This window comes from Micromonospora krabiensis, assembly GCF_900091425.1.
In the GTDB taxonomy this organism is placed as follows: Bacteria; Actinomycetota; Actinomycetes; order Mycobacteriales; family Micromonosporaceae; genus Micromonospora; species Micromonospora krabiensis.
In genome coordinates this window covers 6,952,561-6,972,550 of the sequence record NZ_LT598496.1, presented here as the reverse complement: position 1 = coordinate 6,972,550, position 19,990 = coordinate 6,952,561, and the positions used below count along the sequence as shown (strand labels likewise).

18 protein-coding genes are annotated in these 19,990 nt (G+C 71.8%); 10 read left to right on the top strand and 8 right to left on the bottom strand.

The window, feature by feature from the left end; genetic code table 11:
• Window positions 1-54 precede the first annotated feature (54 nt).
• Window positions 55-1,341 carry an ABC transporter substrate-binding protein gene (locus tag GA0070620_RS32055; protein WP_091597497.1) on the bottom strand — a complete coding sequence of 429 codons (1,287 nt, stop codon included), beginning with the start codon at window positions 1,339-1,341 and terminating at the stop codon, window positions 55-57.
• Window positions 1,342-1,716: 375 nt separating this feature from the next.
• Between GA0070620_RS32055 and GA0070620_RS32050 the strand changes: the two genes are divergently transcribed.
• The 3 genes from GA0070620_RS32050 to GA0070620_RS32040 all read left to right on the top strand — a co-directional run bounded on the left by GA0070620_RS32050 (window position 1,717) and on the right by GA0070620_RS32040 (window position 3,416).
• Complete coding sequence (locus GA0070620_RS32050; RefSeq protein WP_091597494.1) at window positions 1,717-2,205, top strand: hypothetical protein; 489 nt, start codon at window positions 1,717-1,719, stop codon at window positions 2,203-2,205.
• Window positions 2,206-2,564: 359 nt separating this feature from the next.
• Window positions 2,565-3,056, top strand: coding sequence for a hypothetical protein (locus GA0070620_RS32045; protein WP_091597492.1), 492 nt, complete (start codon window positions 2,565-2,567; stop codon window positions 3,054-3,056).
• Between the two features lie 72 nt (window positions 3,057-3,128).
• A complete protein-coding gene (locus tag GA0070620_RS32040) occupies window positions 3,129-3,416 on the top strand; it encodes a hypothetical protein (protein ID WP_091597490.1) in 288 nt (95 codons plus the stop codon).
• Between the two features lie 108 nt (window positions 3,417-3,524).
• Here the strand turns inward: GA0070620_RS32040 and GA0070620_RS32035 are convergent, their stop codons facing one another.
• Together GA0070620_RS32035 and GA0070620_RS32030 are read right to left on the bottom strand one after the other, a co-directional pair.
• Window positions 3,525-4,106, bottom strand: a complete 582-nt coding sequence (locus tag GA0070620_RS32035; RefSeq protein WP_091597488.1) for a dihydrofolate reductase family protein — start codon at window positions 4,104-4,106, stop codon at window positions 3,525-3,527.
• Between the two features lie 65 nt (window positions 4,107-4,171).
• Complete coding sequence (locus GA0070620_RS32030) at window positions 4,172-5,011, bottom strand: AraC family transcriptional regulator (RefSeq protein WP_231922039.1); 840 nt, start codon at window positions 5,009-5,011, stop codon at window positions 4,172-4,174.
• 196 nt (window positions 5,012-5,207) lie between these two features.
• Between GA0070620_RS32030 and GA0070620_RS33890 the strand changes: the two genes are divergently transcribed.
• The 3 genes from GA0070620_RS33890 to GA0070620_RS32015 all read left to right on the top strand — a co-directional run bounded on the left by GA0070620_RS33890 (window position 5,208) and on the right by GA0070620_RS32015 (window position 6,849).
• Window positions 5,208-5,909: a VOC family protein gene (locus GA0070620_RS33890; RefSeq protein ID WP_091597483.1), complete on the top strand. Its 702-nt coding sequence runs from the start codon at window positions 5,208-5,210 to the stop codon at window positions 5,907-5,909.
• A 186-nt stretch (window positions 5,910-6,095) separates the two neighbouring features.
• Entirely contained in the window at window positions 6,096-6,527 is a 432-nt protein-coding gene (locus GA0070620_RS32020; protein WP_091597481.1) for a RusA family crossover junction endodeoxyribonuclease, read from the top strand.
• A gap of 46 nt (window positions 6,528-6,573) precedes the next feature.
• Entirely contained in the window at window positions 6,574-6,849 is a 276-nt protein-coding gene (locus tag GA0070620_RS32015) for a hypothetical protein (RefSeq protein WP_091597478.1), read from the top strand.
• A gap of 21 nt (window positions 6,850-6,870) precedes the next feature.
• On the opposite strand, the gene GA0070620_RS32010 is transcribed toward GA0070620_RS32015, so the two are convergent.
• From GA0070620_RS32010 to GA0070620_RS31990, 5 genes are all read right to left on the bottom strand, one after another.
• Window positions 6,871-7,188: a DUF6176 family protein gene (locus tag GA0070620_RS32010; RefSeq protein ID WP_091597476.1), complete on the bottom strand. Its 318-nt coding sequence runs from the start codon at window positions 7,186-7,188 to the stop codon at window positions 6,871-6,873.
• Window positions 7,189-7,652: 464 nt separating this feature from the next.
• The gene (locus GA0070620_RS32005; protein ID WP_091597473.1) at window positions 7,653-7,931 is read right to left on the bottom strand and encodes a hypothetical protein; all 279 of its coding nucleotides are present in this window, start codon (window positions 7,929-7,931) and stop codon (window positions 7,653-7,655) included.
• A gap of 735 nt (window positions 7,932-8,666) precedes the next feature.
• Window positions 8,667-9,362, bottom strand: a complete 696-nt coding sequence (locus tag GA0070620_RS32000) for an HAD family hydrolase (protein WP_091599756.1) — start codon at window positions 9,360-9,362, stop codon at window positions 8,667-8,669.
• Window positions 9,363-9,464: 102 nt separating this feature from the next.
• Window positions 9,465-10,079 carry a TetR/AcrR family transcriptional regulator gene (locus GA0070620_RS31995; protein ID WP_231922037.1) on the bottom strand — a complete coding sequence of 205 codons (615 nt, stop codon included), beginning with the start codon at window positions 10,077-10,079 and terminating at the stop codon, window positions 9,465-9,467.
• 74 nt (window positions 10,080-10,153) lie between these two features.
• On the bottom strand, window positions 10,154-12,817 hold the full coding sequence (locus tag GA0070620_RS31990; protein WP_231922034.1) for an MGH1-like glycoside hydrolase domain-containing protein: 2,664 nt from the start codon (window positions 12,815-12,817) through the stop codon (window positions 10,154-10,156).
• A gap of 87 nt (window positions 12,818-12,904) precedes the next feature.
• On the opposite strand from GA0070620_RS31990, the gene GA0070620_RS31985 reads away from it, so the two are divergent.
• The 4 genes from GA0070620_RS31985 (at window position 12,905) to GA0070620_RS31970 (ending at window position 19,982) form a co-directional block, all read left to right on the top strand.
• Window positions 12,905-14,848, top strand: a complete 1,944-nt coding sequence (locus GA0070620_RS31985) for an amylo-alpha-1,6-glucosidase (RefSeq protein WP_091597468.1) — start codon at window positions 12,905-12,907, stop codon at window positions 14,846-14,848.
• A 139-nt stretch (window positions 14,849-14,987) separates the two neighbouring features.
• Window positions 14,988-16,319, top strand: a complete 1,332-nt coding sequence (locus tag GA0070620_RS31980) for a glycosyltransferase family 4 protein (protein WP_091597466.1) — start codon at window positions 14,988-14,990, stop codon at window positions 16,317-16,319.
• Window positions 16,320-16,389: 70 nt separating this feature from the next.
• Window positions 16,390-18,204 carry a serine/threonine-protein kinase gene (locus GA0070620_RS31975; RefSeq protein WP_091597464.1) on the top strand — a complete coding sequence of 605 codons (1,815 nt, stop codon included), beginning with the start codon at window positions 16,390-16,392 and terminating at the stop codon, window positions 18,202-18,204.
• 131 nt (window positions 18,205-18,335) lie between these two features.
• Entirely contained in the window at window positions 18,336-19,982 is a 1,647-nt protein-coding gene (locus GA0070620_RS31970; RefSeq protein ID WP_456238110.1) for a protein kinase domain-containing protein, read from the top strand.
• Window positions 19,983-19,990: the final 8 nt, after the last annotated feature.

Here is a 19,990-nt window from a genome sequence, read left to right as displayed (position 1 = left end):
CGCCGCCCTGAGGCACCAGCGCGCTGTGCTGACCGGTTCGCTCGCTACGCTCGCTCACGGGAGCACCCCCTTCGACTCGAGCGCGTCGGCGATCGCGTCGCGCAGTTCGTCCGCGGTCTGCTGCGGGTCGATGCCCGACGGCGGGGAGAGCAGCGCCGACATCACCGTGGAGATGCTCTGGTAGGCGGGGGTCAGGGGACGCACCGCCGACTCCTTGAGCTCTTCGAGGATCGTGTCCTTCATCGGGTACGCCTCGGTCATCTCCGGGTCGTCGTAGACCTGCTCGATCGTCGGCGGGACGCCGTCGTTGATCGCGGAGAACTTCTGGTTCTCGGCGTTACGTAGGCACTTGGCGGCCTCGAAGGACTCCTGCGGGTGCTTCGAGTAGGCGCTCACGGCGAGGTTGACCCCGCCGATGGTGACCTTGCTCGGGGTGTTCTCGTCGACGCTGGGGATCCGCGCCCAGGCGACCTGCTTGGCGAGGTCCGGGTTGGCCTCCTGCATCGCCGGGTAGACGAACGGCCAGTTCACCTGGAACGCGCCCGCGCCGGACTGGAACTCCAGCCGAACCGGGTCCTCGGTGGCGTTGCTGAACGACGGCGACGTCACGCCCGACGTGGCGAGGTCACGCAGCTGTTCCAACGCCCGCACGGTGCCCTCGTCCATGACGGCCTTCGTGCCGTTCTCGTCGAGGATCCGACCGCCGGCGCTCTCCGCCAGGGTGTTGTAGAGGACGACCAGGCCCTCGTACTGGGCCCCCATGGTGAGCACCTGGTACGGCTTGCCCTGCCCCTTCAGGTCCTGCGCCATCGAGATCATCTGGTCCCACGTCTTCGGCGGCTCGGGCACCAGGTCCTTGCGGTACCAAAGCAGTTGGACGTTGGTGTTCTTCGGCGCGCCGTAGAGCTTGTCCTGGTAGCGGGCGGTCTCCAGCGGGCCGGCGAGGGTGCCCTGCTCGACCTCGGCCTTGTCCTGCCCGGTCCACTCCCGGATCCAGTCCGCGCTGGCGAACTCCTGCGTCCAGGTCACGTCGAGGCCGAGCACGTCCATCCCGCTGTCCTCGGCGGCGAGCCGGCGGACCATCTGCACCCGCTGGTCGTCGGCCTGCCGCGGCAACACCCGGTAGACGATCTCGTAGCGGCCACCGGCCTGCGCGTTGCAGTTGTCGACCACCTTCTGCAGGTTCTGCTCCGGTGGGTAGTACAGGTTGATCGTGGGTGTGCCGCTGTCCCCACCGGCAGCGCAGCCCGCCACGGGCGCCGCCAGCGCCACCGCGGCGGCGGCCGCGACCACGCGCACCCGTGGTCTACGTCGACGTCCGGCCTCGTCAGGGTCGCTCATCACCCCTCCCCTCTGATCGGCCAACAGCCGGGGAGGGTCACCGTGCCCCGGCGCACGGCGAGACGGGCGGGACGGTGACCAGCCAGTTACCGACCCCGGACGTTTCGTGGCCCCATCACTGCCCGACCTGCGAAGTCGCGAAACATCGGAAGCCGGAGAGGCGATCAACCACGCCAAACGTGATGCATGCCACGATCGACACCGCCCGCTCCGGCTTCTGCCAGAATCCCGGAACCCGTCGCAGAGATCCGCCGTCCGCGACACACAGGCCGCGGCCGATGGTCAGGCTCTCCTCGCCGGAGACCCACAGGGCTGCCCGACGATGGGGCGACTCTCACGAGCGACCGGACAGCAACAGCAAGGAGCAAGCCGACTGTGACGATCACGATCACCAACTACCGGGAACTGTTCGCCAACATCCGGAAACGCCCCAGAATGTGGCTCATCCGCGATGACTTCGCCACCGTCGTAGCGTTCGTCGACGGCTGCAACGAGGCCAACGCGCGGAGCCTGCTGACCGGTTTCCAACCATGGCTCGTGACTCAGGCCGGCTGCCTCGACAACCACGTCTGGTGGAGCATCGTCGCCCACCTGACCGAACCCGCTGGGGCTAGAGACGTCGGCGACATGGACGCCGACCTCGACGCCCGCGCCGTCGAGACCCTTTTCGACCTACTCGATGAGTTCTTGGAGCTACGCGACGAGCGTGACGGCCTTAACCGCATCTTCGCCGCTCACGAGCAGTGGCGCCGTCTCCGCGAACAACCCGGGTGTAACGCCACCGAAACGACTTCTGCCGTCCAATGGCCCAGAGCCGCCAGCCGGATCAAGCTCGACATCCCCACGGGTGACAACCATCATTGAGACTCGTCCGGTGGGGCGCCCCTGGTCACCCCTCGCCGACGGCCTGCTAGCGATCGGATGTCCTCCCCTGGTGTCCAGTGGCGGCCGTCGTTCGCCGAGACGACTATCTAGTGCCCTTCAGGGTCAACGCCCAGCGACAGCTCGTGCCTGCCAATCGTCATCACGACGCGATGGTCGTCTCCCACCCGGTCATTATCCAGCGGTCGCAGTACGTAGCTGTACAGCCGACACCGCTGGCCGACACCCGGCTCTGCCCGACAATGACGGGGACGGGCACGCTACCCGGTCCCATCTGACGCTTGACAGTCGACCTTGGTGATCGACGAGACTGCGCATGCACGAAGACTGGGGAGGGTGCCTTGATCTCGACGGAGCTGCAACTCTTCGCGGACTACTACCAGGTCCACCTGTTCGATGACGGGTCCATGACCGATCTTGGGGACGCCTGGACCGAAGACGCCGTGCTCGACAACCTTGCCGTCGACAGGGACGCCATGGCGGTCGGCACTGCCGTCAACGTGAACGTGGCCGTGACCCTGGAGGTATTGGAGGCGGCGCCAGAGGACGACAGCGCGGTGTTCGACCACGTCGTGGAGGCAAGCCTGCAGATCTCCTCGGGTCGACTCGTCTTGATGGGCTGCACGGACTACGAGCCGGAGGCCGCACGCTTCGAGATAGCGCCGGGTCCGGTTCGGGTACGAGCCGCGAGAAGCAACCTGGCCGACGCAGAGCGTCGCGGCATCGATTCCGACGACGATCCGACGACCATGGAGCAACTTCGACTCCAGGTGTGGCCTGCCCCGCATGCTGACCCCGTTGTCATCAAGCGCTGGAAGCCGCTGTCGACATAGCTGAGAACGGGCCGCGCCGGCCCCATCAGTTATGCACTGCGCTGTCCGACGGACGTGTGTGATTCTGCTGAGGTGGAAGTCTGGGATCACGACGGCAAGCTCTACGAGGTCAACTCGTACTACAGCCTGCCCGACTACGCGTGGCAGTACGAGTTGGTCGGACTGACCGGAGCACCCGGAACCGGGCCGTACATCAGCGTCACGGTCCCGGACGCGACGCCGGAGGACGGGCCGTTCACACCGTTCCCGGCGGACGAAGTGACGTTCAGCGCTGATGGCGGCGATCTCCCCTGGCCCATCCTGCGCCGTTTCATGGATCTGGTTGAGTCGTCCGGCGATATCCTCCAGGCACCGCGGTGATGACGCGGGAGTCCGCATATCCAGCCCCGACAGGGGCGATGGTCTCTCAGGGGGTACAGGGCGAGTAGCCCGACCGGTGTGAGCAGAAGCCGTATCCGCTCTGATCGGTCACCGGCGCACCCGATAGCGCAGGTGGAGCACCCGGTTACCCTGAATCGCCACGTCCGGATCCTCCAACAGGTGCTGCGCGTCGACCGACCCGAAGTAGCGCTTGCCGGACCCGAACACGACGGGTACGACGTCCATGCGCACCTCGTCGACCAGGCCCGCGGCAAGCACCTGGCCACCGACGTCGCCAGCGGCGACCTCGACGACGCGGTCACCCGCAAGCTCCTGCGCCTTGGCCATGGCTGCCTTGACGCCGTCGACGAAGTGGAACGGCGCCTCGGGGTCCCAGCCCTCGGGCGCCGGCCGGTGCGTCACGACGACCACGTGGTCGACCCCGCCCGGAGGCGTCCCGTCCCAGCCGTCCGTCATGTCGAAGACGTGGCGGCCGACGACTGTCACCCCGATCTGGTCCCAGTACGGCCGGGTGTAGTCGTAGGACGTCTGCGACACCGTCAGCTGGCCGCTGGAGTCCAACGGGACGTCACCGCTGGACAACCAGTCGAACAGCGGTCCGGGCTGGTCATTCTCGTCCGCGACGAAGCCGTCCACCGACACCGAGCTGTACATGACCACCTTGCCCACGGAGCGCTCCTCTGCTTGGGATGCCCTCAAATTAACGTGCCGGGAGCTGTCGTTCTTGTAAGAAATCAATCGGCCGGCAGCGGCCAGCCGTCCAGCACGTGGCCGGGATGTTCGCGCAGGAACCGCCGCCGGACTTCGACGTACCGGGTCGGTGTGAGCCCGGTGAACGCCCGGAACTCGTGGCCGAAGTGGGCCTGGTCGAAGAAGCCCGCGCCACCGGCGAGGTCGCTCCAGTCGATCGGTTCGGCGGGATCGATCGCGAACACGGTGGCGGCGAAGCGGTAGGTGCGGGCCAGCCGCTTCGGCGTGACGCCGACCAGCTCCTTGAACCGCTGTGCCAGATGGGTGCTGCTGACACCGGCTGCCACGCTCAGGTCACCGATCGCCACCGCTCCGCCGGTCGCCGCGATGACGCCGCTCGTACGGCGGACCAGCCCCAGGCCGGCGGCCTCGCACAGCCGCCGCATCAGCTCCTCCTCCAGCAGCGTCAGCATCTCGTGCGGTCCGTCCGCCGTGGCCAGCCGGTCGCGCAGCTCAGCAACGGCGGGCCGGCCCCAGACCTGCTCCATCGTCACCGGCCGGTCACACAGCTCGACCGCGGGCATCGGCAGGAACGGCGCCAGCCCCCACGGCTTGACGTGCACGCCCACCGACCGGGTCCGGGGTGGGTAGCCGAACTCCAACGCGCGAGTGGGCGTCGTGACCACGCAGCCGTCGGCGTACTCGACCATCTCGATGTCGGTGCCGGCCCGGATCCGGAACGGCGCCCCGAGGTTGACGATGAGCAACGCCGCCGGCATCGGCGGCAGCGTCAGCCGGGCGTACGGCGGCGTGCCCTCCAGGTAGTAGAGGTCGTCGATCAGCCCGTCCAGCGGCGGTCGCGGCACTCTGGACACGTACTCCACGCCCACAGCATCGCAGGCGCCACCGACATCACCGAGGACACTGTGTCTGACAGCGGCGCGCCCTACCAGCGGTCCCGGCTGGAAACCGCGAGTGGCAATCACGGATGGGAGCCACCGGACAGGACCGGAAGGCGGCCGACGAGACCATGCCGCAATTGCTCGTGCGCCTGGCGCATCCCACCCTCATGATGGTCGAGTGATCGCGCGCTTCAAGGACCTCTGCCTCGACGCCTCCGACGCCCACCAGCTGGGCGCCTTCTGGGCCAGGGTGCTCGACGGCGAGCTGGTGGACGTCGGCGACGGCGACACCCGGATCGACAAACCGGGCGGCGTCGACGCCGAGTCGATCTGGGTCAACCGGGTGCCCGAGCCGCGTACGGTCAAGACCCGCGTCCACCTGGACCTGCAACTCACCGAGCCCCGCCCGGCGGCGCTGGAGGCGGCGGGCGCGCGGGTGGTGCGCGAGCCGGACGCGGAGATCCGCTGGTGGGTGCTGGCCGACCCGGACGGCAACCTGTTCTGCGCCTTCCCGCCCGGCACCGGGTCCCGGCCGGGCCCGATCGCGCTGGTCGTGGACACGGCCGACGCGCTCGCCCAGGCGACCTGGTGGGCGGGAGTGGTCGGTGGCAGGGTCGAGCCCAGCGAGGAGGGGCACGCCAGCCTGGTCGACGCCCACGGGTTCCCCTGGGACTACTGGATCTTCAATCCGGTGCCGGAGCGGAAGTCGGTCAAGAACCGGATGCACTGGGACGTGGACCTGACCGGTCCGGACCCGTCGGAGCTGGTCGCGGCCGGCGCGACGCTGCTGCGCGAGCCGGACGACGCGGTGAGCTGGTGGGTACTGGCCGATCCGGAGGGCAACGAGTTCTGCGCCTTCCCACCCCGTCCCACTCCGTGAGCGGCGAATCTACCCAGCGTGCGTCCGGTGCACTAGCGTTTTCCTAGCTCCGCCACCAGCGCGTACGCCGTCGACGTCGATACGCCTCCGGCCGACCCCTACCTGGTCCGATCGGTTGGTTATCGCGGGAACGCCCCCCGCCACCGCACCGGTTGGTCAGGATGTGCGCAACGAGGAGGTGCCGTCGTGCAGGACACCCGCGCTCTCGCCCTGACGTTCGAGGTGAGCGGCCTGCCACCGGTCAAAACCGAGGCGCTGTCCATCTTCGCCGCCGGACACCGGCAGGCGACGAGGGTCCGCGCCCTGCTCGAAGCGGCCTGCGCCGCGGCCCAGCACAGCGGCTGGACGCCGCTGACCGGGCCGGTCGAGGTGGACGTGGTCCTTCGCTGTCCACCCGGGCACCGCACCTCCGACGCGAGCACCCTGCTCGGCGGGGTGTGCGCGGTGCTGCAGAACAAGAAGCGGGTGGCGACCATCGGCCTGGCCCATCTCGGGGTTCTCGTGGACGTCGCCCTCTACGACGACGACCGGCAGATCCGTCGCCTGTCATACGCCGAGGAGCCGGCCGAGGACTTCTCGTACCAGGTGCGGGTGGCCGCCGTACCGAAGGTGGTTTGACCGTCGACCCCGGTGGGGTATCGCGGACGCCGACGAAGGGAGCGCCATGCAGGAGCCACACGTCACGCTCGACCCGCGCGGGCTCGACCCCGTGCAGCGGAAGCTGCGCGGCCCGCTCGAGGATCAGCTGACCTCGGCGCTCCAGGCGGCCACCGAACGGGTCCGGGCCGGCTACGCGGGTGAGCCCGTCGAGCAGGTGTGCCAGCGGCTGCTCGACGAGACCCGCTCCGGCCTGCACCCGGACATCGCCGCCGGCTTCAACCCGGACATGGACGAGTTCTGCCGCATCGCCGTGGCGATCGTGCGCGGCACGAACGCCTGACCACGGCGACCCGGGCTTCGATCAGAGGCGTACGTCGATGAGCAGCGGCACGTCCAGCTCACCGTCGAGCACCTCGGCGAGTACCGCCTTGTGCTCGGCGTCGATCGGGAACGGCGAGTCATGGAAGGCCCGCACGGCGGCGTCGTAGTCGGCGCACTCCACGACGTAGACGAACACCGGCCCGTCCGCCGTGCTGAGCAGGAAACCCTGCTCGTGGGTGACGCCCTCGGCGACGAAGGTCTCCCGGATCTCGTCGGAGCGGCGCATGCCCTCGGCGAGCCAGGCCTTGAGCTGGTCGACCTTGTCCGGGCGCACCCGCGACACCTTGGTCTTGATCATCGCTATCTCCCCCTGGTACCGGATTGCTGGCGATTGCCGGTCCCCGGCCCCGATGGGGGCGTTCCTGGGGTGGCCTGTCCCGCCCCGACCAGGCTAGATCAACAGGGTCGTCCTGCTCAGCGACTGTGAGAGAAGGCATCCGCCGACGTCCGTCCGCCATGCGGGACGAGCCAAGGGCCGGTCCCCGGCCGGCCCGGCCGGCGGCACCGCCCGCGATTGCCGCGTCCGGGCACGTCCGAGGACGAAGCGGCGGGCGGGAGGGTGGGCCACGCCTGGCTGCCGCCGAGAGCGGGACGGGTCAGGACCGGGTCCGCAACTCCCCGGTCCTGACCCCGGCCGTCAGGTGTGGTAGCGGAGATCGCCGAACCCGCGGGTTCCGCCCCAGCGCGGAGGGCATCTCCTGTTCACGAGCCACTTCCGCTGCCGACCGTGAACGGTTAGGGGTGCGGCCGTAGGTGGGCCGTTCAGCTCTCCTGGTTCGGGTTGGTGAGGGCCTCCCATTCCTCTGCGCTGGAAATCGTCTGCCCGGCCGGCAGGAAGAACGCCCGGCGCGGCGGATCGGCCACGGTGAAGGGCTTGAACTCCGGATCCGCGATCAACCGGTAGACGAACTCAGTGGTGGACATCTCGAAGCGGTGCCACGGCTGCAACGGGTCCTTCCGCGCGACCACCGGCCACCGCTCGGCTTCCACCGAGCGATCCGCCAGCCAGAAGTACTCGCCCTCGACCTGGTCTGAACCCAACGGATCAGTCCTGGCCCCTTGTCCGGCTCGTACAGCCCGTGCGGCGCGAGGAACTGCTCGATCATGTCGCCCGCGCGATTGTCCTCCCGGTACCTCCGCCAGGTGCCGAGCAGTGTCGTAACGCCGCGATCGTCGGTTGGCGGCAGGATGGTCAGGTACGCCGAGAACGAGCCCGCTCCGAAACGGCGACACAGCTCTTCGTAGTCGGCCGGCAGTGCCACTCCGAACTCGGATTCGACATCGCGCCAGTCACCACCGGACGGCTCCTGACGCCACCCGGTCGCGTCCACAATCCGGTCTGTCCAATTCAACGGCTGTTCCTCTGCGTCGAACGGCAGGTGGAGGAGGCGTAGAGACGGGTCAGGACCGGGTCCGCAACTCCCCGGTCCTGACCCCGGCCGTCCGGTGTGGTCGCGGACATCGTCGCGTCACCGCGCGGGTGTGGCACGACACCCACGGGGTTCGACACGACGAGCCGGCCCGCATGCACTCAGCTCCACGGTGCCCACATACCGGACGTCGGCGCGCCCCCGTCTCACCCCGAGCAGCCGTGGGCGCGGGGCTCAATCTAGGCAGGCGGCGAGGGACCGGACAAGCAGCGCCGGAGCCTGCGGGAGGGTGATTGATCTCAACGGGGAAAACCGGCATGTCCGCGTAACGGACGGCCCGCCGACGGCGCTGTTCCTGGTCGAGATGCCCCCGCGTCGGCGCGGGCGAGCGGGGCCGGCCGGCGGCTCAGAAGTGCCGCAGCAGGTCCGGGAAGGCGGCCAGGCGCAGCACGCCCGCGTCGGTGGGGTCCAGCTCCTCGTCCTCCAGGACCCAGGTGTTCTCGTTCGGGATGAAGACCGCGTTCAGGCCGGCCGCGCGGGCGGGCAGGATGTCCGAACGCGGGGAGTTGCCGATCATCCAGGCGTCGGCCGGGTCGAAGGCGTGCTCGCGGGTCAACCACCGGTAGGTGTCGACGTTCTTCTCCGGCACGATGTGCGCGGCCCGGAAGTGGTGCAGCAGCCCGGATGCGTCGAGCTTACGTTGCTGCTCCGTACGCTCCCCCTTGGTGAGCAGCAGCAGCTCGTGGCGGCCGGCCAGTTCGTCGAGCGCGTCGGCGACGCCGGGCATGAGTTCGACCTTGTGCTCGACCAGCGCCACGGCGAGGCGGTCGATCTCCCGCCGCTCGGCGTCGGTGGCCGGCCGCTCCCGCAACCGCTCCAGGCACTCCCCCAGGCTGCGCAGGAACACTTTGCTCCCGTAGCCGTGCACCACCGCGTTGGCCCGTTCGATGTCGTCGAGGATCGCCCGGATCTCCTGCCGGTCGAGGGTGGGGTGGTCGAGCCACGCGAGGAAGTCGTCGATGACGCGTTCGAACACGACGTTGTTCTCCCACAGCGTGTCGTCGGCGTCGAAGACCAGCACCTGCGCCTGCCGTCGAGCCATCGCGTCCACCGTCACGGCGTTGCCTCCTCATGTTCACGATCGCCGGGCGGATGCCGGCGTCAGAGCGCATTCCACTGCGCGACGGGGCGCCGGGGCAATCGATTACCGATCGGCTGTCCGCCCCGCATCGATGACCGCCAGGGGCCAGCGCAGCAGGTGGTCCGCGATGATGGTCTCCCGGTCCTCCTGCGCCTCGGGGCGCAGGCGACCGGCCCGGGTGAGCATCACCAGGCCGTGCAGCAGGCTCCAACCCACCTCGGCCAGGCTGTCCGGGTCGCGCCCCTGCGCCAGCGGGGCGAGCGCGGCGCGCAGCTCGACGAAGACGGCCCGTGGGGCCGCCGGCACGCCGTCGATGCCGAGAGTCAGATCCGGCGTCAGCACGAGCATCGCGTCGTAGACCTCCGGATTCGCGTACGCGAAGTCGAGGTAGGCCCCCACCACCGCCGGCCAGGCGCCCTCGGGACCGGGGACGGCGTCCGCGTGGGCCTCGGCCAGGTCGGCGGCCAGGTCGGCGAAGGCCCGCACCGCGACGGCGGCCAGCACCTCCTCCTGGTCGGCGAAGTGCCGGTAGAGCTCGGCGAGCTCCAGGTCGGCGCGCTCGGCCAGCCGGCGGGGGCTGACGGCGGCCCACCCTTCGGTTTCGGCGAGCCGGCGGGCCACCGCGACGATGGTGTCACGTACGGCCTGGTCGGCGTCCGTTTCGGGAGGTTCGGACACCTGCCCGATCGTAGTGATCCGTGACGGTATGCGGCCGGGCCGCGACGGATAGTCGACTCTTGCTGGACCCGCCGTCAGCGACGCAGGGTGAGGATCAGGTCGGCGACCAGCGCCGTCCAGCCGGTCTGGTGCCACGCGCCCAGCCCCGCTCCGTTGTCGCCGTGGAAGTACTCCGGGAAGGAGATCAGGTCCCGCCAGTCCGGGTGGGTCTGGAACAGCTGGGCCGCGCCGTAGATCGGACGCCGGCCCCAGCCGTCGCGGGTGAACAGCGCGATCAGGCGGGCGGACAGGTCGTCGGCGATCTCGTCGAGCGTCCGCTTCACCCCGGACCGGGTCGGGTACTCGATCTGCAGGTCGTCGCCGTAGAACGCCGCGTAGTCGCGCAGCGCGCTGACCAGCAGGAAGTTCGTCGGCATCCAGATCGGACCCCGCCAGTTCGAGTTGCCCCCGAACAGGCCGCTGGTCGACTCGGCCGGCTCGTAGCCGACGGCGAACTCCTGCCCGCCGAGCGTGACCGCGAACGGCTTGTCCAGATGAGCGCGGGACAGCGTCCGCAGGCCGTACTCGGAGAGGAACTCGTCGGTGTCGAGCATCCGGGCCAGCAGCCGCACCATCTGCTCCGGGCCGACCATGGACAGCAGCCGCTGCTGCCGGCCGTCCGGGCCCAACCGGCGGGTGCCGACGACGTCGGCGTACTCGGGCCGGTTGGTCAGGAACCAGCGCAGCCGGGCGCCCAACTCGGGCAGGTGGTGCAGCGTACGCGCGGTGAGCCGGGTGACCGCGGCCAGCGGCAGCAGCCCCACCACCGAGCGGACCTTCAGCGGCACCTTGGACCCGTCGGCCAGTCGCAGCACGTCGTAGAAGAACGCGTCCTCGTCGTCCCACAGCCCCTGCGAGTACGCGGCCGCGGCGATGTACGCGAAGTGTTCGAAGAACTTCGTGGCGGTGTCCACCCAGGTGCGGTCGTGCTCGGCCAGGACGATGGCGATGTCGAGCATGTTCAGCGCGTACATCGCCATCCAGCCGGTGCCGTCGGACTGCTCCAGCACACCGGCCACCGGCAGCGCCGCGGACCGGTCGAACGGCCCGACGTTGTCCAGCCCGAGGAAACCGCCCTCGAACACGTTGTTGCCGCCGGTGTCCTTGCGGTTGACCCACCAGGTGAAGTTGAGCAGCAGCTTGTGCATGACCCGGGCCAGGAACTCGTGGTCGCGACCGCCGTCGATCTCGAACACCTTCAGCGCCGCCCACGCGTGCACCGGCGGGTTCACGTCACCGAACGCCCACTCGTACGCCGGGATCTGCCCGTTGGGGTGCAGGTACCACTCGCGCAGCAGGAGCAGCAGTTGGGCCTTCGCGAACGCCGGGTCGACGCGGGCGATGCTCACGCAGTGGAACGCGAGGTCCCACGCCGCGTACCACGGGTACTCCCACGGATCCGGCATCGAGATGACGTCGAAGCTGGTCATGTGCCACCAGTGGCTGTTGCGCCCGTGCCGGCGTCCGGCCGGCGGCGGCGTCGAGCCCGGATCGCCCTCCAGCCACCGCTTGACGTCGAAGTGGTAGAACTGCTTGCCCCACATCAGCCCGGCGATCGCCTGCCGCGCCACCAGCGCCTCGTCGGTGGTGGCGGCGGCCGGGATGATCCCGGCGAAGAACCGGTTGGCCTCGGCCCGGCGGGCCCACACCACCGCGTCGAACCCGTCGCCCAGGTCGGCGGGCGGCGGCGGACCGGCCGCCGGCGGCGGGGCGGTCCGGGTGAGCCGCAACCTGATCTGCCGCTGCCCGCCCGCCGGCACGTCCAGCACGTAGTGCAACGCCCCCTTGGTGCCCTCCCGGTCCGGGTTGACCGTGGGCGCGCCGTTGACCACGTGGTCGTTGATCCCGTCCTTCGGGTACGGCGACCGGCCGGGCAGGCCCCACAGCCGCTCGGCGTTGGTGTCGTTGTCGCACAGCAGCGGGGTCGGCGTCCCCTCCCCCTCCAGCAGCACCTGGCCGAGCACCCAGTGCTCCCCGACCAGCCGGGAGCCCTCACCCACCAGCCGGGGCACCCGGTCGGCGCCGGGCAGCCCCCACGCCCAGGTGTTGCGGAACCAGAGGGTGGGCAGCACGTGCAGCGTCGCCGCCCGGTCACCCCGGTTGGCGACGGTCACCACGATGCACAGGTCCGTCGGGGACGCCTTCGCGTAGTCGACGGTGACCGCCCAGTACCGGTCGTCGTCGAAGATCCCGGTGTCCACCAGCTCGTACTCGGTGTCGTCGCGGCCGCGCAGCGCGTTCACCGCGACGAGCTCGTCGTACGGGAAGGCAGCCTGCGGGTAGTGGTAGCGCCACCGCATCCAGGAGTGCGTCGGGGTGGAGTCCTCGTACCACCAGTACTCCTTGACGTCCTCCCCGTGGTTGCCGCCGTCGCCGCCGAGGCCGAACATCCGCTCCTTGAGGATCGGGTCGACCCCGTTCCACAGCGCCAGGGCGAAACAGAACGTCTGCCGGTCGTCACAGACGCCGGCCATCCCGTCCTCGTTCCATCGGTACGCTCGGGACCGCGCGTGATCGTGCGGGAAGTAGTCCCAGGCCGTACCGTGCTCGCTGTAGTCCTCCCGTACCGTTCCCCAGGCCCGTTCGGACAGATAGGGACCCCATGCGCGCCAGTCCTGCTCCCCGGAGTCGGCCTGGGCCAGCCGGATCCGCTCGGCGTCGGGAGCCGATGCGTCGGAGGACGAACGATCAGTGATCATCTGCACATCTTGGACGCCGCCCGGGGACTTGACCACAGCGGCCATTCTCGTCGTGGTGTGTGGCACGCCGCGCCCGGTGGAGGAAAGTTGATCGACGTGAGCTTCGGCCCGCAGGTCTGCACCGAGCTGACCAGCGGCGCGACACGCGAGTGGCTGGTGACCGACGGCCTCGGCGGCTACGCCATGGGCACGGTCAGCGGGCTGCGCACCCGCCGCTACCACGGGCTGCTGGTGGTCGCCGGCGACACGCCCGCCTCCCGAAAGGTGGGACTGGTCAGTCTCGACCCGGCCGTGACGCTCCCCTCCGGCGCCCGCGTCCGTCTCGGCGCGCACGAGTGGGCCTCCGGCGACGTCGACCCGCGCGGCTTCGAACTGCTGGAGCGGTTCACGCTCGTCGACGGCGTGCCGCGGTGGCGGTGGCGCATCGGCGATGTGGTGATCGAACGCGAGGTGGCCATGCTGCCCGGCCGCTCCTGCGTGGCGGTGGTGCACCGGCTGGTCTCCGGCGGCCCGGTCCGCCTCGACCTCTCCGCGGCCTGCACCTGGCGCGACGCGCACGGCGAGCGACGCGCCGACGGCCCGATCCCCCGCGTCGAGCAGGTGGCCGGCGGCGCGCTCGTGGAGGGCGCCTACCGCCTCGCCGGCCCGGGCTGGACGCCCGATGGCCAGTGGTGGCTCGACGTGCACCACCGCGAGGAGGCCGCCCGCGGCCTGCACCCGCGCGAGGACCTGTGGTGCGCGGGCCGCTTCTCCGACACCCTGCACCGCCCCGGCGACACCGTCTCCGTGCTGGCCTGGAAGCACGACGCGAACCCGGAGCCGCCCCCGGCGACCGAGGTCGTCGCCCTGGCCCGGCGACGCAACCGGCAGGTGGTGGCCACCGCGAAGCCCGCCGACGACGTGCAGGCCACCCTGGCACTGGCCGCCGACGCGTTCGTGGTCCGCACCGCGGAGTCACCCGTCGACGTGGTCGCCGGCTACCCGTGGTTCGGCACCTGGTCCCGCGACACGATGATCTCCTACGAGGGCCTGTTCCTCTGCACCAACCGGGCCGACCTCGGCCGGGAGCTGCTGCGCTCGTACGCGGCGACGCTGTCGCAGGGGATGCTCGCGAACACCGCCGACACCGGCCGGGTGGAGTACAACACCGTCGACGGGACGCTGTGGTTCCTGCACGCCGTGAGTCGGCACGTGACCGTCACCGGCGACACCGACCTCGGCGACGAACTGCTGCCGGCGCTGCACGCGGTCATCGACGCGCACCGGGCCGGCACCCGCTACGGCATCGGCGTCGACCCGGCCGACGGGCTGCTCACCCAGGGCGCCCCGGAGACCGCGCTGACGTGGATGGACGCCCGCGTCTACGGGGTGCCGGTCACGCCACGCACCGGCAAGCCGGTCGAGGTCAACGCCCTGTGGATCAACGGGCTGGCCGGGGTCGCCGAGCTGACCGAGCTGGCGGGGCGGGACGCGAGCGGGCTGTGGCGGGCGCACCGGCAGGCCACCGACTCGTTCCGCCGGCGCTACCCGGCTCCGGGCGGCTGGCTGCACGACGTGCTGGACGCGCCCGCGCCCGCCTACCCGCTGGGCGGGTCCGCGCACCACGACGACGACTCGCTGCGCCCCAACCAGCTGCTCGCCTGGTCCCTCCCGTACGCCCCGCTGGAGCCGGACGAGGCGACCCTGCGCCGCGTCGCCGGCGCGCTGCTCACCCCGCTCGGGCCACGCAGCCTCGCGCCCGACGCGCCGGAGTTCGTCGGCCGGCACCGGGGTGGGCCGGCCGAGCGCGACGGCGGTTACCACCAGGGCACGGTCTGGCCGTGGCTGTTCGGGCCGTTCGTGGACGCCTGCCGCCGGGCGAAGGTGCCGGTCGACGAGGCGTTCGTCGGCCTCGACGCGCACCTGACCGAGTACGGCCTGGGATCGGTCAGCGAGACCGCCGACGGGCTTCCGCCGCACGGCGCGACGGGCTGCCCGTTCCAGGCGTGGTCGGTCGCCGAACTGCTCCGGGCGCACCGAGCCGGCCGGTAGCGCTTTACACGACCGCAACGGTCGTGTCTCCGCTGGTTATCCCCGTCGCGGCAGGATGGGTGCCGATCCAGCCGCGACGACGGACACCAGCGAGGGTGTCGGCCGCCGCGCGCCCGGAGGACAACTCAAAGGGGGCCGCATGTCACCTGACGCCGACGTGATCGACATCCTCCCCACCCGGCACCAGCGGGTGCTCATCCTGTCGTGGGAATATCCGCCGGTGCTCGTCGGCGGGCTCGGACGCCACGTCCACGCCCTCTCCGTCGCCCTCGCCGCCGCCGGCCACGACGTCACCGTCGTCACCCGCCACGCCGACGGCGCACCCCTGGAGGAATACGCCGACGGCGTCCGCATCATCCGCGCCGCCGAAGACCCCGTCACCTTCCCCCTCGCCACCAACAGCCTCCTGGCCTGGACCATGGCCTTCAACCACACCCTCACCCGCGCCGCCCTCCGCGCCACCGACACCGCCGACTACGACCTCATCCACGCCCACGACTGGCTCGTCGCCCACACCGCGGTCACCCTCGCCGAGCACCTCGACCTGCCCCTGGTCACCACCATCCACGCCACCGAAGCCGGCCGACACCAGGGCTGGCTCCCCGACGAGATGAACCGCACCATCCACGGCGTCGAACACTGGCTCAGCAACGCCTCGGCCCGGGTGATCACCTGTTCCGGCTACATGAGCGAGCAGGTCACCACGCTGTTCGACGTGCCGGGCGGGCAGGTCGACGTGGTGCCCAACGGCGTCGACGACCGGGCCTGGCGGGCCCGGCCCCGCGCGGTGGCAGCCGCCCGGGCCCGCTTCGCCGGCGACGGCCCGCTGGTCGGCTACGCCGGCCGGCTGGTCTACGAGAAGGGCGTGCAGCACCTCGTCCACGCCGTGCCGTACCTGCGGCGGCGGCACCCCGGGCTGCGCGTGGTGATCGCCGGCGACGGCCCCTACCGCGGTGAGCTGGAGGCGGAGGCGCGCCGGCTCGCACTCGGGTCGACCGTGCGGTTCACCGGTTTCCTCGACACCACGCACCTGCCGGCGATGCTGGGCGCCACCGACGCGACCGTGGTGCCCAGTCTCTACGAGCCGTTCGGGATGGTCGCCCTGGAGGCGGCCGCCGCCGGCGCGCCGCTCGCCGTGGCCAGCACCGGCGGCCTGGCCGAGATCGTCGAGCCCGGTGTCACCGGGGTGACCTTCCCGCACAGCGACCCCGACGCCCTCGGCGAGGCCGTCGACCAGCTCCTCGGCGACGAGGTGTTCGCCCGGCGGGTGGCCCGGCGGGCCCGGACCATGGTCGGCGAGCGGTACGGCTGGGCCACCATCGCCGCCCGCACGGCGGCCTGCTACGCCGCCGCCCGCCGTGAGCACGGGCCGCTGCAGGCCCGACGCGCCGCCGCCCGGCTCGCCGGTGGCCGTCCGGCCCTCACGATCCCGGAGGGAAACCTGCTTTTCACTGGCGGTGCGGCCTGCTGAGCGAGGCGTACGACCGATAGGTCATCCCCGATCCGCTGGCTATCGTGTACGTCGACGGCGGCTGAGGAGGATGCGGCAGGTGCTGATCGCTGGTCGGTACCGGCTGCTCGACCTGGTGGGCCGCGGCGGCATGGGCCGGGTGTGGCGGGCCCGCGACGAGATGCTGCACCGCGACGTCGCGGTCAAGCAGGTCGTCCCGCCGTCCTGGCTGGCCGACGATGAACGCGCCGAACTGCGCTCCCGCACCCTGCGTGAGGCGCGGACGGCCGCGCGCCTCAACCACCCGAACGTGGTCCGGCTCTACGACGTGGTCCAGGTCGACGGCGATCCGTGGATCGTCATGGAGTACGTGCCGTCGCGCACCCTGCAGGACGTGCTGGACGGCGAGGGGCCGCTCGACCCGCGCCGGGCGGCCCGCATCGGGCTCGCCGTGCTCGCCGCGCTGCGCGCCGCGCACACCGCCGGGGTGCTGCACCGCGACGTGAAGCCGCAGAACGTGCTCGTGGCGTACGACGGGCGGGTGCTGCTCACCGACTTCGGCCTGGCCACCTTCGACGGTGGCGACGGCGTGATGACCCGCCCGGGCCTGGTGCTCGGCTCCCCGCAGTACGTCTCCCCGGAGCGCGCCGCCGAGGGCGTGTCCAGCGTGGAGGCCGACCTGTGGTCGCTGGGCGCGACCCTGCACGCCGCGGTGGAGGGCCGCTCCCCGTACGCCCGCAGCACCGCCATGGCCACCCTGACCGCGCTGGCGACCGCGCCACCGGACCCGGCGCCGCACGCGGGTCCACTGGAACCGGTGCTCACCGGGCTGCTGCGCCGGGAGCCGGGTGACCGCGTCGGCCACGACGAGGCCCGGCGCCGACTCACGGCCGCGGCGGCGGCCCCGCCGGGTGATGGCCTGGTGGCCGCCCCGACGGTGGACAGGCCGGCGGCACCCGACGCGGGCGGGCGCGGCACCGGGCAGGCCGCCCCGGCCGGCGTCGCGGCGCCGGAGTCGACCGGTCCGGCGGGCGGCGCACCGCCGCCGCCGGTCGACGGGCCGCCGCCCAGCGGTGGTTCCGGGTCGACCGCCCGCACGACGGCCGGCACCGACACCGGACGAGCGATCCGATCGTGGAACGGACGCCTGGCTCGGCGGGTGGGTCTGGTCTCCACCGCCCTGCTCGTGGCCGCCGCGGCCGGGATCGGCACCGCGCTCACCGTGACCGGCGACGGCCCCGACGCGGACCAGGCGGGATCGCGCGCCACCGGTCAGCCGACGGACCGGTGGGGGCAGCCGCCCGAGCGGCCCTACGGGGAACCCGGCGGTCCGGGTGGCCCTCGCCCGGGTGAGCCTCCCGGCCCACGGCCCGGGGGTCGGGACGTCCCCCCACCGCCGTTCCCGTGCGTCCGCCCGGACATCTGGGGCGAGCCGGTCCCGGCCGGCACCCCGGCGCCCGGCGAGCGGTTCCGACCACCGCGCGGGTGGAGCTGGTACGGCGACGCGATGGGATTCCGGCTGGCCCTGCCCGCCGGCTGGCGTTATTCCCGCGAAGGTGGGGTCACGTGCTTCCAGGACCCGTCGACCGGCCGGGCGCTGAGTGTCACCGGCCCGCACTCCGGCGACCCGAACGAGCGGCTGCGCGGGGTACGCGACCGTGCCTCCGAGATCGGCGCGCTGCCCGACTACCACGAGGTGCGCCTGGGACCGGTCGACGGCGACACGGCATGGGAGGCCCGCTGGACCACTCCCCACGGCACCCGCCAGCACGCCGAGCTGCGAGTGCCCGCCAGGCCACCGGAGGCCGCCCGGTGGACCCTGGGCTGGATCACCGCCGATCCCGACTGGACGGCCGCCCGGCGGGACTGGTCGACCCTGCGCGCCAGCTTCCGCCCGCCGGGCTGACCGTCCACGACGGATGAGAAACCCCCCGGCGGTAGCTATGGTGTAACCGGGGGTGACCGAGGGGGAGCGCGGTGCGCGAGCTGCTGATCGCGGGCCGGTACCGGCTGCTGGAGCTGGTCGGCACCGGCGGCATGGGCCGGGTCTGGCTGGCCCGCGACGAGATGCTCCACCGCGACGTCGCGGTCAAGGAGGTCGTGCTCCCCACCTGGCTGGCCCGGGCCGAGCGCGACGACCTCCGGCAGCGCACCCTCCGGGAGGCGCGCACCGCCGCCCGGCTCAACCACCCCAACGTCGTCCGCATCTACGACGTCGTCCACGACCGCGACAGTCCGTGGATCGTGATGGAGTACGTGGAGTCTCGCTCGGTGCAGCAACTCGTGGCCGACGAGGGGCCACTGTCTCCGTCGCGCACCGCGCGGATCGGGCTCGCCGTGCTCGCCGCGCTGCGCGCCGCACACGCCGCCGGCGTCCTGCACCGGGACGTGAAACCGCACAACGTGCTGGTCGCGCCGGACGGGCGGGTCGTGCTGACCGACTTCGGCCTGGCCACCTTCGCGGGTGGGGACGGAGGCATGACCGGCCCGGGCATGGTGCTCGGGTCACCGCACTTCGTGGCCCCCGAACGTGCCCGCGATGGCGTCTCCGACGTCCGCACCGACCTCTGGTCGCTCGGCGCCACGCTCTACGCGGCCGTGGAGGGGCAGCCCCCGTACGCGCGCCCCAACGCGATGGCGACGCTCACCGCGCTGGCCACCGAGCCACCGGACCCGATGCTGCGGGCCGGGCCGCTGCGTCCCGTGCTCGCCGGCCTGTTGCAGCGCGACCCGTGGCGACGGCTCACCGCCGTCGAGGCCGAGCCGCTGCTGCGCGCCGTCGCGACCACGCCGGACCAGGCCACGAGCCCACCTCGCCGCGACACGGCTCGGGCGGACGACCGGGCCGGGACCGACACCGACGATGGCGATCGCCGGGACGCCCGCGCACCGGGTGCACCGGAGGCCGGGGTGCCCCGGCCGGCGCAGCGTCTCGCGTCCGAAGCGACGCAACCGCCGAGGCCGGCACGGCCGGCGTCCGACCTGGACCGGGTGGGGGCGGCCCGCCGGCTCCGGCGCCGCCGTCGACGCCTCGGCGTCGCCGCGGTCACGGTGGCCGCGGGGCTGCTCGTGGCGCTCGGCGCGGCCACGCTGGCCGACCGGGGCCGCTCCGGGTCACCGCCGTCCGGTGTCGGCGGCGGAGCGACCGGCGTCCGGCCGGCCGCCTTCGCGTGCGCCACCCCGGCGCCACCGGCCGCCGACCCGGTGCCGTCGGTGCCGCCGCCACCCGGCGCGCGGTTCCGCCTGGTGCCCGGCTGGACCTGGTACACCTCGGAGAGCGGTTTCCGCATCGCCGCGCCGATCTCCTGGCTGCAGTGGACCGAGGACGCCGTCACCTGCTTCCGCGAGCCGGGCGGCGCCCGGGTGCTCAGCGTCGAGGCGAGCGCCCGCCGCGCCGACCCGGTGGCCTGGTGGCGGGCCGAGGAGCGGCGACTCACCGGCGACGGGGCGCTGCCGGGTTACCACAAGGTGGACATCGCGCCGATGGACATCTTCGACGGCGGCGCGGTCTGGGAGTGCGGCTGGCTCAACGCCGCCGGAGAGCGGGTGCACACGGCGCGGTTGCTGGCGAACACGTCGGCGGAGCGCGCGTACACCGTCTCATGGTTGACAAAAGAGTTCGACTGGCAGGTCAACGCGACATACTTCGCAATGATCCGGCAGAGCTTCACCCCTGCGGTCTGACGACGCTC

Excerpts from the sequence above, each read along its gene's own strand:
- GA0070620_RS32055 (WP_091597497.1), bottom strand. The coding sequence starts at position 1,341 with ATGAGCGACCCTGACGAGGCCGGACGTCGACGTAGACCACGGGTGCGC.
- GA0070620_RS32015 (WP_091597478.1), top strand. The coding sequence starts at position 6,574 with ATGCAGGAGCCACACGTCACGCTCGACCCGCGCGGGCTCGACCCCGTG.
- GA0070620_RS32010 (WP_091597476.1), bottom strand. The coding sequence starts at position 7,188 with ATGATCAAGACCAAGGTGTCGCGGGTGCGCCCGGACAAGGTCGACCAG.
- GA0070620_RS32000 (WP_091599756.1), bottom strand. The coding sequence starts at position 9,362 with ATGGCTCGACGGCAGGCGCAGGTGCTGGTCTTCGACGCCGACGACACG.
- GA0070620_RS31990 (WP_231922034.1), bottom strand. The coding sequence starts at position 12,817 with ATGATCACTGATCGTTCGTCCTCCGACGCATCGGCTCCCGACGCCGAG.
- GA0070620_RS31980 (WP_091597466.1), top strand. The coding sequence starts at position 14,988 with ATGTCACCTGACGCCGACGTGATCGACATCCTCCCCACCCGGCACCAG.
- GA0070620_RS31975 (WP_091597464.1), top strand. The coding sequence starts at position 16,390 with ATGCGGCAGGTGCTGATCGCTGGTCGGTACCGGCTGCTCGACCTGGTG.
- GA0070620_RS31970 (WP_456238110.1), top strand. The coding sequence starts at position 18,336 with ATGGGCCGGGTCTGGCTGGCCCGCGACGAGATGCTCCACCGCGACGTC.